At 62.1% G+C, this 13,107-nt stretch carries 12 protein-coding genes; 9 read left to right on the forward strand and 3 right to left on the reverse strand.

Annotated elements, in window-relative coordinates; translation table 11 throughout:
• Positions 1 to 13 precede the first annotated feature (13 nt).
• The 6 genes from AAC850_RS07150 to AAC850_RS07175 are packed head-to-tail and all read left to right on the forward strand — an operon-like array spanning position 14 to position 5,109.
• A complete protein-coding gene (locus tag AAC850_RS07150) occupies positions 14 to 661 on the forward strand; it encodes a phosphoribosylanthranilate isomerase (RefSeq protein ID WP_340587998.1) in 648 nt (215 codons plus the stop codon).
• The gene (gene trpB, locus AAC850_RS07155) at positions 658 to 1,875 is read left to right on the forward strand and encodes a tryptophan synthase subunit beta (protein ID WP_340587999.1); all 1,218 of its coding nucleotides are present in this window, start codon (positions 658 to 660) and stop codon (positions 1,873 to 1,875) included. The genes AAC850_RS07150 and trpB overlap by 4 nt, the downstream gene beginning before the upstream one ends.
• Positions 1,872 to 2,120, forward strand: coding sequence for a hypothetical protein (locus AAC850_RS07160; RefSeq protein ID WP_340588000.1), 249 nt, complete (start codon positions 1,872 to 1,874; stop codon positions 2,118 to 2,120). The genes trpB and AAC850_RS07160 overlap by 4 nt, the downstream gene beginning before the upstream one ends.
• Complete coding sequence (gene trpA / locus AAC850_RS07165) at positions 2,117 to 2,908, forward strand: tryptophan synthase subunit alpha (RefSeq protein WP_340588001.1); 792 nt, start codon at positions 2,117 to 2,119, stop codon at positions 2,906 to 2,908. Before AAC850_RS07160 ends, trpA begins: the two co-directional genes overlap by 4 nt.
• The gene (gene accD, locus AAC850_RS07170; protein WP_340588002.1) at positions 2,905 to 3,753 is read left to right on the forward strand and encodes an acetyl-CoA carboxylase, carboxyltransferase subunit beta; all 849 of its coding nucleotides are present in this window, start codon (positions 2,905 to 2,907) and stop codon (positions 3,751 to 3,753) included. Before trpA ends, accD begins: the two co-directional genes overlap by 4 nt.
• Before the next feature lie 18 nt (positions 3,754 to 3,771).
• Positions 3,772 to 5,109, forward strand: a complete 1,338-nt coding sequence (locus tag AAC850_RS07175; protein ID WP_340588003.1) for a bifunctional folylpolyglutamate synthase/dihydrofolate synthase — start codon at positions 3,772 to 3,774, stop codon at positions 5,107 to 5,109.
• 1 nt (position 5,110) lies between these two features.
• On the opposite strand, the gene AAC850_RS07180 is transcribed toward AAC850_RS07175, so the two are convergent.
• A complete protein-coding gene (locus tag AAC850_RS07180) occupies positions 5,111 to 6,859 on the reverse strand; it encodes an AmpG family muropeptide MFS transporter (RefSeq protein WP_340588004.1) in 1,749 nt (582 codons plus the stop codon).
• A gap of 96 nt (positions 6,860 to 6,955) precedes the next feature.
• On the opposite strand from AAC850_RS07180, the gene AAC850_RS07185 reads away from it, so the two are divergent.
• Together AAC850_RS07185 and rsmD are read left to right on the forward strand one after the other, a co-directional pair.
• Entirely contained in the window at positions 6,956 to 7,732 is a 777-nt protein-coding gene (locus AAC850_RS07185; protein WP_340588005.1) for a pseudouridine synthase, read from the forward strand.
• Positions 7,732 to 8,280 carry a 16S rRNA (guanine(966)-N(2))-methyltransferase RsmD gene (rsmD, locus tag AAC850_RS07190; protein WP_340588006.1) on the forward strand — a complete coding sequence of 183 codons (549 nt, stop codon included), beginning with the start codon at positions 7,732 to 7,734 and terminating at the stop codon, positions 8,278 to 8,280. The genes AAC850_RS07185 and rsmD overlap by 1 nt, the downstream gene beginning before the upstream one ends.
• Before the next feature lie 52 nt (positions 8,281 to 8,332).
• On the opposite strand, the gene AAC850_RS07195 is transcribed toward rsmD, so the two are convergent.
• Positions 8,333 to 8,938, reverse strand: a complete 606-nt coding sequence (locus AAC850_RS07195; RefSeq protein WP_340588007.1) for a hypothetical protein — start codon at positions 8,936 to 8,938, stop codon at positions 8,333 to 8,335.
• 152 nt (positions 8,939 to 9,090) lie between these two features.
• Between AAC850_RS07195 and AAC850_RS07200 the strand changes: the two genes are divergently transcribed.
• Positions 9,091 to 11,364 carry an ATP-dependent helicase gene (locus AAC850_RS07200; RefSeq protein WP_340588090.1) on the forward strand — a complete coding sequence of 758 codons (2,274 nt, stop codon included), beginning with the start codon at positions 9,091 to 9,093 and terminating at the stop codon, positions 11,362 to 11,364.
• Between the two features lie 195 nt (positions 11,365 to 11,559).
• Here AAC850_RS07200 and AAC850_RS07205 read toward each other — a convergent pair whose 3' ends face one another.
• The gene (locus tag AAC850_RS07205; RefSeq protein WP_340588008.1) at positions 11,560 to 12,966 is read right to left on the reverse strand and encodes a DEAD/DEAH box helicase; all 1,407 of its coding nucleotides are present in this window, start codon (positions 12,964 to 12,966) and stop codon (positions 11,560 to 11,562) included.
• Positions 12,967 to 13,107 lie beyond the last annotated feature (141 nt).

Raw genomic sequence — 13,107 nt, forward strand, 5'->3', positions numbered from 1 at the left:
TAACAGGCCAGCCATGCCAGAAACACTTATCAAGATTTGCGGACTGACCACGCCCGAAGGTGTGGATGCCGCCGTCGATGCGGGCGCTACGCATATCGGGCTGGTGCATTATGAGCCGAGCCCGCGCCACGTCTCGGTTGCCGATGCCGCCAAGCTGCGCGCCCGCGCCCCTGAAGGGGTCAAAGTGGTGCTGCTGACGGTGAATTTACAGGTCAAGGAAACCGCGCTGGCGCTGGAAGAAATCCAGCCCGATGTGCTGCAATTGCACGGTGCGGAAACGGCTGAATGGCTCGGCCTGCTCAAGGACAAGACAATCCTTGAAATCTGGAAAGCCATCGGTGTGAAGGACCGCGCTTCGCTCGAGCGGGCGGAGAGATTCAAGGGCGCTGCTCACCGCCTGATCTACGATGCGGCGGCAGGTGCACTTCCCGGCGGCAACGGGCTGCTGCTCGATTGGCGGCTGCTTATGAATTACCACCATGTCATGCCGTGGGGACTGGCTGGCGGACTCAACCCCGAGAATGTCGGGGACGCGATCCGCTATACCGGTGCTGAACTGGTCGATGCCTCGTCCGGCCTAGAAAGCGAGCCGGGTGTTAAAGACCCCGCCAAGATCAAGGCTTTCTGCAAGGCTGCGCTTGCGGCAAGGGCTTCGGCATGACCGATAACGCCCCCAACTCTTTCCGCAACCAGCCCGATGATCGCGGCCATTTCGGCCAGTTTGGCGGACGTTATGTCGCCGAAACGCTGATGCCGCTCGTACTCGATCTGGAGAAGGAATATCGCAAGGCGCAGGCCGACCCTGCGTTCAAGGCGGAATTCGACGATTTGCTCGAACATTACGTCGGCCGCCCCAGCCCGCTCTACTTCGCTCCTCGCATCACCGAGGAGCTGGGAGGCGCACAAGTGTGGTTCAAGCGCGACGAGCTGAACCACACCGGCGCGCACAAGATCAACAATTGCATCGGACAGATCCTGCTCGCGATCCGCATGGGCAAGACGCGCATCATCGCTGAAACCGGCGCGGGCCAGCACGGTGTGGCGACCGCCACCGTCTGCGCACGCTTCGGCCTGCCGTGCGTCGTCTACATGGGCGCAGAGGACGTGCGGCGGCAATCGCCCAATGTCTTCCGCATGAAGTTGCTCGGCGCTGAAGTCGTGCCCGTGTCATCGGGTCGCGGCACGCTGAAGGATGCCATGAACGAGGCGTTGCGCGACTGGGTCGCCAATGTGCATGACACTTTCTACATCATCGGCACCGCGGCTGGCCCGCATCCATACCCCGAGCTTGTCCGCGACTTCCAGAGTGTGATCGGCAAGGAAGCCCGCGCGCAAATGTTAGAGCGCACCGGCAAGCTGCCCAATCTGGCGGTGGCCTGCATCGGCGGCGGATCGAACGCAATCGGCCTGTTCCACCCCTTTCTCGACGATCCCGAAGTCAAACTGCTGGGCGTCGAAGCGGCTGGCCACGGGTTAGACGGAGACGAACACGCCGCCAGCCTTGCAGGAGGCTTCCCCGGCGTGCTCCACGGCAACAAGACCTATCTGCTGCAAGACGAGGACGGCCAGATCACCGAAGGCCACTCGATCAGCGCAGGCCTCGACTATCCCGGCATTGGCCCCGAACACGCGTGGCTCAAAGAGACTGGCCGCGTGGAATACACCTCCGCCACCGATGACGAGGCGCTGGAAGCCTTCCAGCTGCTCTGCCGCACCGAAGGCATCATCCCCGCGCTCGAGCCTTCACACGCACTCGCTGCCGTCACCAAGGCCGCGCCGACGATGGACAAGGATCAGACGATCCTGATGAATCTCTGCGGTCGCGGCGACAAGGATATCTTCACCGTCGCCGATGCGTTGGGAGTGGAGATTTGAAGGCCGTAAAGCCGGGTCCGATTGTCGGCCAAAAGCCCTCTTTCGTCGAGCGGGCCGCCCGCGCTTTCAGCCTACGTCGCGCCCTGTTCGTGACGGTTATCGCGTCAATTGTTCTCCCGCTTTACTTAGTGCTGAAGACCGGCAATCTGGCAGCATATGTCTCGCCCGAGGCGCTGGTGTTGGTCCTCATCTTTGCGCCCGTAGCTTTCCTCTACGGCCTTTTCACCGACAGGCTTCCGTTTTGACTAACCGCCTCACCACCGCCTTCTCCCACGGCCCCGCCCTCGTCGCGTTCATCACCGCGGGCGATGGTGACACCGCAGCCAATCTCGATGCGCTTGTCGCGGGCGGCGCCGATGTGATTGAGCTGGGCATGCCCTTCACCGATCCGATGGCAGATGGCCCCGCGATCCAGGCGGCGAATATCCGCGCGCTGGGCAATAGCACGACCACCGCCGATGTGCTCGCCATCGCCACTGCCTTCCGTGAGCGCCACCCGGAGGTACCACTGGTGCTGATGGGCTATGCCAATCCGATGATCCGGCGCGGGCCGGAGTGGTTTGGCGATGCGCTGGAGGCGGCTGGCGTCGATGGGGTGATCTGCGTCGATCTGGCGCCGGAAGAGGACGAGGATCTCGGCCCTGCCCTGCGCGAGCGCGGCATATCGCTCATTCGCCTCGCCACTCCCACCACTGACGATGCGCGCCTGCCGCGTGTGCTCGATGGGTCGGGCGGCTTCCTATATTACGTCAGCGTTGCGGGCATCACCGGCAAGCAGAGCGCGGCGATCGATTCGATCGAGGCCAATGTCAGCCGCATCAAGGCGCATACCGACCTGCCAGTCGCGGTGGGATTCGGCGTGCGCGAGCCCGAGCAGGCCGAGGCTATCGCCCGCGTCGCCGATGGCGTGGTGGTCGGCTCCGCCTTCATCGATCTGGTCGAAAAGCACGGTAAAAACGCGCCCGAACACTTGCGCGAACTCACCGCAAGGCTTGCCAAGGCCGTGCATTCTGCGCGAAAGGCGTCGGAATGAGCTGGTTAACCCGTGTCCGCGAACGCCTGCCCTTCGGGGCCAAGCGCGAAACTCCCGACAACCTCTGGGTAAAGTGCCCGCGTTGCCAGGAGATGGTTTTCGTCAAGGAATATGAGGCGAATCTCAACGTTTGCCTCAAATGCGACCACCACGGCCGCATCGGCACAGACAAGCGCTTCAGCCAGTTGTTGGACGAAGGCTATGAACTGCTGCCCTCGCCCAACGTCACCGAAGACCCGCTGCGCTTCAAGGACACGCGCCGCTATACCGAGCGCATCCGCACCGCGCGCGCGAGCAATCCGCACCCCGACGCCTTTTCGTCCGCTTTCGGCGCGATTGATGGTCGCAAGGCCGTGGTCGGCGTGCAGGACTTCCACTTCATGGGCGGCAGTATGGGGATGTCGGTCGGCGATTCCTTCATTGCCGCGGCCCAGCGCGCGATTGACGAGAATTGCGGCTTTATCTGCGTCACCGCTGCTGGCGGAGCGCGGATGCAGGAGGGCATACTCAGCCTGATGCAGATGCCGCGCGCCACGGTGATGGTGCGCCGCCTACGCGAAGCTGGCCTGCCCTATATCGTCGTGCTGACCGATCCGACCACGGGCGGCGTTACCGCCAGCTATGCCATGCTCGGCGATATCCATGTGGCCGAACCGGGCGCGCTTATCGGCTTTGCCGGCCAGCGGGTAATCCAGGAAACCATTCGCGAGCAATTGCCCGAAGGCTTCCAGCGCGCCGAATATCTGCACAAGCACGGCATGGTCGACATGGTGGTGCGGCGTCACGACCTGCGCGACACGCTCGCGCAATTGCTCGATTATCTCAGCCCGGCGAAGGCGGCCTAGGCCGCGCGCGAGACGCGGGTGAAAGACTTCGCCATTTCCGACAATCCGGCAGTGCAGAAGCAGCTTGCCCGGCTGGGCGCGCTGCCATTGCCGAAGGGCACGATCGGGCTGGCGACAATCACTACGCTGCTTGACCGGCTGGGCAATCCGCAGGACGATTTGCCGCCCGTTTTCCATGTGGCAGGGACTAATGGCAAAGGCTCCACCTGCGCCTTTCTGCGCGCCATGCTGGAAGCCGAGGGATTCAGCGTCCATGTCGCCACAAAGCCGCATTTGGTGCGCTACAACGAACGCATCCGTGTCGCCGGAGAATTGATCTCGGACGCGATGCTGGCACAATTGCTGGCAGAGGTTCTGGACGTGGCAGCAGACCTGCCCGCCAGTTTCTTCGAAGTGACGACGGCAGCGATGTTTCTCGCCTTCCACCGCAAGCCTGCCGATGCCTGCGTGATCGAGGTCGGGCTTGGCGGGCGTTTCGATGCGACCAATGTAATCAAGCAACCCGCCGCGTGCGGTATCGCAGCGCTAGGCGTCGACCACGCCGACTGGCTGCTGCAGGAGGATTCCACTGCGCCCTCGCCCGATCAACCGCTGGTGCGCATCGCGTTCGAGAAAGCTGGGATTGCACGGGCTGGCGCGCCGCTGGTCACGCAGAGCTATCCTTCTGAAGTCGAATATCGCATTGCGCAAAGTGCCGATGCGGCAGGTGCGCTACTGGTGATGCGCGGGCGGCAATGGCAGGCTGCCTGCACGGCAGACGGCATCGCCTATGCCGACGAAGCGGGCAAGCTCGCCCTGCCCGCGCCCTCCATCCCCGGAGCGCACCAGGCGGACAATGCCGCGCTCGCTGTTGCCATGCTGCGCCATCAGACCGCGCTGCCCATCTCTGCCGAGGCGCTGGCCAAGGGTATCCGCGCCGCGCGCTGGCCGGCAAGATTGCAATGGCTAGCGGCGGGGCCGGTTACCGAGGCCGCCGGCGGACGCGCCGTGCTGCTCGATGGCGGGCACAATCCCGACGCCGCGCAGGCGCTCGTGCGCTATCTCGACCAGGTTGAGAAGCCCGTCGATGCGCTGATCGGAATGTTGGGGGCCAAGGACGCGCGCAGCTTCCTCGCCATCCTCGCGCCGAATCTTGCCAGCATGACCGCGGTGCCGATTGCAGGCCACGATCATGCGCCGCTCGACGTGCTGGAAAACATCGCAAGAGAAGCTGGCGTGGCGAAAACTTCCACTGCGCCCGATCTGCTCAGCGCGCTCGAAAACCTGCCTTCGAGAGAAGGCGGCACCGTGCTGATCGCCGGATCGCTCTATCTTGCGGGCAGGGTGCTCTCCGCCAATCGCGATTGGCCGGACTAACCTATTCGGCTGGTTCAGCAGCCGCCTCGGGAGGTGGTGCAATCACTCCAGAATTGCTTCCCGCCCGGGTTTCGCGAATCCATTCCATCACGCACAGCACCACCGCGATCACGCCGATCAGTGCGGTGAAGATAAACACGAAGTAATAGCCGCGATCCTCGATCATTTCGCCAAGCGCACCACGCCCCAAGGTCCCCACCAGCAAGGTGAGCGATGCGAGCAGCGCATATTGCACGGCTGCGTAATTTTTGTTCACGATGCTCGATAGCCACGCGATATAGGCTGCACCGGCGATACCGATCGCTAGGTTTTCCCACCAGATCGTGAAGGTCAGACGGGCGAGCCCTTCGGACCCGAACGGAGCGATCGTGTCGATCAGCGCGGTAAAGCCGATGGCGTCACTGCTGGCCTGCATGAGAGCTCCGCCGACAGCAAGGTCGGCATAGAGCAGGTTCGTGGCTGCGGCGAGCGCCGCTCCGAGCGTCAAGGTAAACATCCGGCCGATCACCGTAATCAGCCAGCCACCCAGCGCCAGGCCCAGGATGATCGCGCCGACGCCGAAGAACTTCGATGCAAAGGCCACATCGTCCCCGGTGTAGTTCAATTCACCAAGATAGAAGGGGTAGGCAAAGGTGCCCCAGATCGCATCGGTAATGCGGTAGGTCAGGACCAGTGCGAGGATCAGGACAAGCGACCAGCCCATACGCCCGACGAATTCAACCAGCGGCAATACCAGGGCGCGGTAAAGGTGGTCCCTAAAAGTTACATCCTGAGCGCTGAAGGCCGCGGCTGTGTGGCTGATAACGTTTTTGCCCTCCTTCTTCTGCTTAACCAGCCAGGCTGCGATAAATGCAGGCAGGACGATGGTCGCAATGATGATGAGCGGGCCAAAGGTCGCGGTGAATTCCGTCGGGTTTGGCCGCAAATCGGGTTCGGATGTCATCGAACGGACCATGAAGATCACAACCGTGACGATTGCCCAGCCCCACAGCAGGCCGACCGCCAGCAAAGCACGATTACGCGTCTTGGGCTCGATCTCGCCCGCATTGTAGAGTTCGGCCACGTCTTCATTGTCGGCAGCAACGGTCGCTGCAGATCGCTTCTCAACGTCCGCGTCGGGCGCGAACAGGCCGGCTATGCCGATCACGAGCATGATGCCACCCATCATGATGTAGGTTTGCGGCCAGCCAATTCGCTCTGCGATAATCAGGCCGAGCGCGCCGCCTACCAGCGCGGCAAGGCGGAAGCCCATTTGCGTGATCGTGGAGAGAATATCGATTGTCGCTTCATCGTCCGCCACGTCGATACGCCATGCATTGATCGCGATATCCTGTGTGGCGCTGGCAAAGGCACCGATGGCCGCGAGCAGGCTGAACATGCCGAGCTGGCTCTTCGGATCGAGCAGGCTGAGCGTTACGAGGATGATGCCCAGCAGCAATTGCATCGGCGCGATCCACTGTTTGCGCTTGCCAAGGCGGCGAAGGCCGGGGATGTTCACCCTGTCGAGCAAGGGCGACCACAGGAACTGGAAGGCGTAGGCAAGGCCGATCAGCGAAAAGACGCCCATCGTCTCCACGCTCACCTCTGCTTCCGTAAGCCAGGCGTAGAGCGTGCCGAGGAACAGGGCGAAAGGCAGTCCGCTGGCAAAACCGAACAGCGCCATATAGCCGCTCTTGGGATTGCGCAGCGAGCGCAGCAGCGTTCCCCAGCCGGGCTTTTTCTTTTTGGTTTGGGTGGCGGCTTCGGCCATGCAATCGCTCCGCAATCAATTGTCTTGTCGCTCTAGCGCTAAACCATCGCAATGGAAGACTGGATGAACGGGCAATCACCGCCTAAGGCGCAAGCCATGTCAAAAACACCCTCTCGTTCTGATGATCGCCCCGAAGGCGACCGTATCGCCAAGCTTCTTGCCCGTGCCGGTGTCGCCAGCCGCCGCGAAGTGGAGCGCATGATCGAAGATCGCCGCATCAAGATCGGCGACGAGTTCGTCACCACGCCTGCTACCTTCCTCACCAGCCTCAAGGGCGTGAGCGTGGACGGCAAACCCGTCGGCAAGCCCGAACGCACGCGGTTGTTCGCCTTCCACAAGCCAACCGGCCTGCTCACGGCGGAGCGCGATTTCTCGGGTCGCCCGACGATTTACGATGCGCTGCGCAACGCCCTGCCCAAGGGCTCGCCGCGGCTGATGCCCGTCGGACGGCTCGACATGAACACCGAGGGGCTGCTGCTGCTCACCAATGATGGCGAATTCAAGCGGATGATGGAACTTCCCGCGACCGAAATCCCGCGCACCTATCGCGCCCGGACCTTCGGCGATGTGACGCAGGAACAGCTCGAGGGGCTGATGGACGGGATCGAGATCGAGGGTATGCGATATGGCCCCATCGACGCCAATCTCGAACGCCGCACCGGTCGCAACCAGTGGATCGAAGTGACGCTGACCGAAGGCAAGAACCGCGAAGTGCGCCGCGTTCTCGAATATCTCGGCCTCGAAGTCAGTCGTCTGCTGCGCGTCGCCTATGGCCCGTTCATCCTTGCCGACCTGCCACGCGGTGCCGCTGTTGAAATCCGCAAGGAAGATATCGAGCGGTTCCGTTCCTCGATCAAAGGCGGAGCGCAGTAATGCGGATCATCGCGGGTGAATGGAAAAGGCGCCAGCTGCGTACTCCGGCTGGCGAAGCCACGCGCCCTACCGCAGACCGGACGCGGGAAACATTGTTTTCCATGCTGGTGAGCAGGCTTGGCAGCTTTGAGGGTCTGAGCGTGGCAGATCTGTTTGCCGGTTCGGGCGCGCTCGGGCTGGAAGCGCTGTCGCGCGGCGCGGGCAATTGCCTGTTCGTCGAACAGGATGCCGCCGCCGTGCGCGCCTTGCGCGACAATATTGCCGCCATGCGCGCCCAGTCCAGATGCGAAGTCATCGCCGGTTCAGTGATGTCATTGGCTCCAGCAAAGGTCTCGCGCGATCTCATCATGCTCGACCCGCCCTACGACACGGGTGCAGGAGCGGTCGCGCTGCACCGCCTGCTCCGGCTCGGGTGGATCGACGAGGGGACCTGGATCGCGCTGGAGACTGGAGCCAATGAAAAGGTGTCCATCGGCGGTCTGGAAATCGAAAGCGAACGCAAGGTCGGCCGCGCCAAGATAACCCTGTTGCGCAGCATAACCGCATAGAAAAGGGCGGCAGACCCATGGTCCGCCGCCCTCGTCGTGACGATTGCTGGAGTTACCTGTTCGGTCGTTCGGCTGGAAGCGGACCGTCGATCTCGCTTGCCGGGCGTCCCGGCCAATATTCGAGCGGACGATTACCGTAGTTCAATCCGGCTTCACGCGGGTTGATGCAATTGTCCTGCCTGTCACCGCGGCAGGGCGGATATTCGCCCGTGTGCGGCGCCGGAATGGTTTGCACTACCGCTCCGCTGTTCATCCGGACATTGGCGGTTGCCGTGGTCCGGGCCCGGGCATTTGCCTGCGCCGGAGGCGTGCTGGCCGATGCATTGACCTGCTGCGTGATAGAGGTCCATGCAGCTGCACGCTGTTCGGCAGGCAGGCTATGGACCTGCACCCGCTGTTCATCATTCAGCATCCAGAACGCGTTCTGACGATCTTCGGGAAGCGTCCAGTAATAGACCTGCACTTCAGCGGGCCAATTGCCGTAGGTCATGCGGCGATCCATGGGCCAGGCGTCAAACATCACGCGCTGTTCGGCCGTCAGTTCGACATCCATCATCTCGTGATGCATGTCGTCGTGGTTCATATCCTGCGCCGTTGCCGGCATGGTAATGGTCGCAGTGGCGAGCGCTGCGGCTCCAGCCATCAAAAGGTTACGCATATGTGGTCTCCATATAATGCTCAATTGCCCCGACAAACGAGCCGGACCGCCCCAAAGTTCCGACTTTTCGGTTGGTCGCGCCCTTGCGCCAACTCGCCGCGTTCCCTAACTGTTCGCGGGTGAGCCTCCCTCCCAACTCCACCGATTCCGCGCTGCCGCAGGATGCCCCCGAATGGCTTGCACGCCTTAATACGCCGCAGCGCGACGCTGTGATGACGACCGAGGGACCGGTGCTGATGTTGGCCGGCGCGGGAACGGGCAAGACCGCCGCGCTCACGCATCGATTGGCCCATATCGTGCGCGAGCGATTGGCATGGCCGAGCAAAATCCTGTGCGTCACCTTCACCAACAAGGCCGCGCGCGAAATGCGCGAGCGTGTCGGTCACCTGACCGGCGGCGCGCTGGAGGGTATGCCGTGGCTCGGCACCTTCCATTCCATCGGCGCGAAGATGCTGCGCCGCCATGCCGAACTGGTGGGCCTGAAAAGCAATTACACGATCATCGACCCCGATGACCAATTGCGCCTCCTAAAGACACTGATCCGCGAGAACGAGATCGACGAGAAACGCTGGCCGCCGCGCCAGCTCGCCGGGCTGATCGATAGCTGGAAGAACCGCGGGCTGAACCCCGACGACCTGACCGCGGTCGACAAGGAAAGCTATGCCAACGGCAAGGGGCAGGAAATGTATGCCCTCTACCAGGCGAGGCTCATCAGCCTGAACGCCTGCGACTTTGGCGACCTGCTGCTCCACATCCTCAACATATTCCGCAAGCACCGCGATGTGCTGGAGCAGTATCAACAGCGCTTCAAATACGTGCTGGTCGACGAATATCAGGATACCAATGCAGTCCAGTATCTGTGGCTGCGACTGATCGCGCAAAGCCGCAAGAACATCTGCGTGGTGGGCGATGACGACCAGTCAATCTATTCATGGCGCGGCGCAGAAGTCGCCAATATCCTGCGGTTTGAAAAGGATTTTCCCGGCGCGAAAGTGGTGAAACTGGAGCAGAACTATCGCTCCACCCCGCAAATCCTTGCGGCGGCCAGCGGACTTATCCAGGCGAACAGCCAGCGGCTCGGAAAGACATTGTGGACCGAACTTCCGGCGGGCGAGAAGGTGCGCGTCATCGGCGTGTGGGACGCGCCCGAAGAAGCGCGCCGCGTGGGTGATGAGATCGAGCGGCTCGAGGCCGAAGGCGCCCCGCTAGAACAGGTCGCCATCCTCGTGCGCGCCCAATACCAGACCCGCGAATTCGAAGACCGCTTCATCCAGATCGGCCTGAACTATCGCATCGTCGGTGGCTTTCGCTTCTACGAACGCGCCGAAATCCGCGACGCGCTGGCCTATTTGCGCGTGATCGCGCAACCAGCCGACGACCTTGCGTTCGAGCGGATCTACAACCAGCCCAAGCGCGGACTCGGCGCCAAGACGCTGGAGAAGATGTACCAGCACGCGCGCCGCCAGGGCCTCCCCCTCGCCGCCGCAGCGCTCGAATTGGCCGATAGCGATGAATTGCCGGCCCGTGCGCGCAATACTACGGCAGAGTTGATGCGGTTATTCGTGCAATGGCGCGAAATGGCCGAGGCCGTCACTCCGGCAGACCTGCTGCGCGCGGTGCTCGAGGAGTCGGGCTATGACGCGATGCTCAAGGCCGATCGCTCGCCTGAAGCGGCCGGCCGCGCGGAAAACCTAGTCGAATTGCAGCGCGCGATGGAAGATTACGAGACGCTCGGCGATTTCTTGGAGCACGTCGCGCTTGTGATGGACAATGACGCCGCCTCGGACGAGGAAAAGGTCACCATCATGACGATGCACGCGGCAAAGGGGCTGGAGTTCGACCATGTCTTCCTGCCCGGCTGGGAAGAAGGCGTGTTCCCCTCACAACGCTCGCTCGACGAAGGCGGATTGGCGAGCCTCGAAGAAGAACGCCGCCTCGCATATGTCGCGATCACCCGCGCCCGGCGGCGCTGCACGATCCTGCACGCGGCCAACCGGCGAATTTACGGCCAGTGGACCAGCTCGATCCCCAGCCGCTTCGTGGAAGAACTACCCGAAGAACATATCGCCAGCGAAACCACCATGACCGGCGGGCGCTCGCTCTGGCAGGCGAATTGGAGCGAGAGCGAAGACCCCTTCGCCCATGTCAGCCAGTCGCGCCCCGATCGCTCCTCAGCACGCGGCCCCGGCTGGCAACGCGCTCTGGCAAGCGGCTATGACACGAAGCAGGCGCGCGTGGAGGAAAGCACCCGCTCCGCCGCCAGCTTCGCCGCCAAGCCGCGCACCGACATCGCCATGGGCGACCGCGTCTTTCACGAGAAATTCGGCTACGGCGAAGTGGTCGGCCAAGAAGGCAACAAGCTCGAGATTGAGTTCGACAAGGCGGGGACGAAGCGGGTGATCGACAGCTTTGTGACGGTTGCATAATCGCTGGCTTGCTGGCGCTTTCCTCCAGCTACCGCGCTGTGCAACCACATCGCCCGCTGTTTCACACAGTCGTTTCTCTCATAACGACAAAGCCCCGCATCGCTGCGGGGCTTTCGTTTTTTTGGCCTGTCGGCTCTGCAAATCAAGCCAGCCGCCAAGCAAAATGCACTTAATAAACTTGCGGTAGGTGGCAATTTAACCCTTGAAGCCAACTCCGAGAAAATCGGGCTTCGGTCCGTTCCACTCGCCCGGCTCGACAGGCTCGTGATCCTGCTTGCGGCCGCGTGGCTTGCGCTCTTCCTTGCGCGGCTTGTCTTCGCGCTTTTCTTCATCACGACGGGGCTTGCGAGCTTCGCGCGGCGGAGCTTCCCCGCGATCCGACTTTTTGGCCCGCGAACGCTTCGGCTTCTCTTCGGCCTGCGCGTCCGGCTCGGCTTTCTCCTTCTCAGGCTCGGCAGCGGTATCGGGCAGGTCGACGCGGACGTCCTTCTTGCCAAAAATATTGATCTTCGCTCCGGTCAGCTTCTCGACATTGTCGATGGCTTCAGCGTCTTCCGGTGTCACGAAGGTAAACGCGCGGCCCTTGTTCCCGGCGCGGCCTGTGCGCCCGATGCGGTGGACGTAGTCATCCGGATGCCACGGCGTATCGTAATTGAAGACGTGCGAAACGCCCTTGATATCGAGCCCGCGTGCAGCGACGTCGCTGGCAACGAGGATATTGATCTCGCCGTCCTTGAAGCGCTGCAGTTCGGCGTTGCGCGATGCCTGGTCGATATCGCCGTGAATCTCGCCCGAGCGGAAACCATCACGTTGCAGGCTCTTGTTGAGCTCGCGCACGGTGGTCTTCCGGTTGGAGAAGATGATGGCAGTTTCGACCAGGTCATTGCGCAGCAGCCAGGTGAGCGTGCTCTTCTTTTCGCGCGGCTTCACCGGAACCTTGAAGGCGGTGATATTCTCGTTGGTCGAGGCCGCGCGGCTCACTTCGATGCGCTTTGGATTGTCGAGGAACTTCTTCGCGAGCTTGGCGATCGGCGGCGGCATGGTAGCGCTGAACAGCATGGTCTGGCGCTGTTCGGGAAGCTTCTCGCAGATAAACTCGATGTCTGGGATGAAGCCCATGTCGAGCATCCGGTCCGCCTCGTCGATCACCAGCAATTCGCAGCCATTGAGCAGGATCTTACCACGTTCGAACAGATCCATCAGGCGGCCCGGCGTCGCAATTAGCACGTCGACGCCTTCGTTGAGCGCCTTCACCTGGTCGCCCATCTGCACACCGCCAATTAGTAGCGCCATCTTCAGGTCGTGATTCTTGCCGTATTTCTCGAAATTTTCGGCAACCTGTGCTGCCAATTCCCGGGTTGGTTCGAGGATAAGCGAACGCGGCATCAATGCCCGGCGGCGGCCGCTAGCCAGCACGTCGATCATCGGAAGCACGAAACTCGCTGTTTTGCCGGTGCCGGTCTGGGCGATGCCGATGAGGTCTTTCATCATCAGCACGGCCGGAATTGCCTCTGCCTGGATTGGCGTAGGCACGGTGTAGCCGGAGGCTTCAACGGCCTTGAGCAATTCAGGAGAGAGGCCGAGATCGGCAAAAGTGGTCAAAATACAGGTTTCCGGAAAAAAAGGTGGTCCTGCCAAAATGCAGTACCATCGCGCCGCGCCCTAGGCTGGACACGGGGAAAAAGTCAAGATTTACGACTGGCAAGCGGGGGATTGAGTGCAAGTAGTGGCCCGGACACCCGC

It is taken from the genome of Erythrobacter alti, from assembly GCF_037996805.1.
In the GTDB taxonomy this organism is placed as follows: domain Bacteria; phylum Pseudomonadota; class Alphaproteobacteria; order Sphingomonadales; family Sphingomonadaceae; genus Alteraurantiacibacter; species Alteraurantiacibacter alti.

Bases quoted from the DNA above. Each gene is read 5' to 3' on its own strand.
- AAC850_RS07150 (WP_340587998.1), top strand. From the start codon at position 14: ATGCCAGAAACACTTATCAAGATTTGCGGACTGACCACGCCCGAAGGT.
- trpB (WP_340587999.1), top strand. From the start codon at position 658: ATGACCGATAACGCCCCCAACTCTTTCCGCAACCAGCCCGATGATCGC.
- accD (WP_340588002.1), top strand. From the start codon at position 2,905: ATGAGCTGGTTAACCCGTGTCCGCGAACGCCTGCCCTTCGGGGCCAAG.
- AAC850_RS07180 (WP_340588004.1), bottom strand. From the start codon at position 6,859: ATGGCCGAAGCCGCCACCCAAACCAAAAAGAAAAAGCCCGGCTGGGGA.
- AAC850_RS07185 (WP_340588005.1), top strand. From the start codon at position 6,956: ATGTCAAAAACACCCTCTCGTTCTGATGATCGCCCCGAAGGCGACCGT.
- rsmD (WP_340588006.1), top strand. From the start codon at position 7,732: ATGCGGATCATCGCGGGTGAATGGAAAAGGCGCCAGCTGCGTACTCCG.
- AAC850_RS07195 (WP_340588007.1), bottom strand. From the start codon at position 8,938: ATGCGTAACCTTTTGATGGCTGGAGCCGCAGCGCTCGCCACTGCGACC.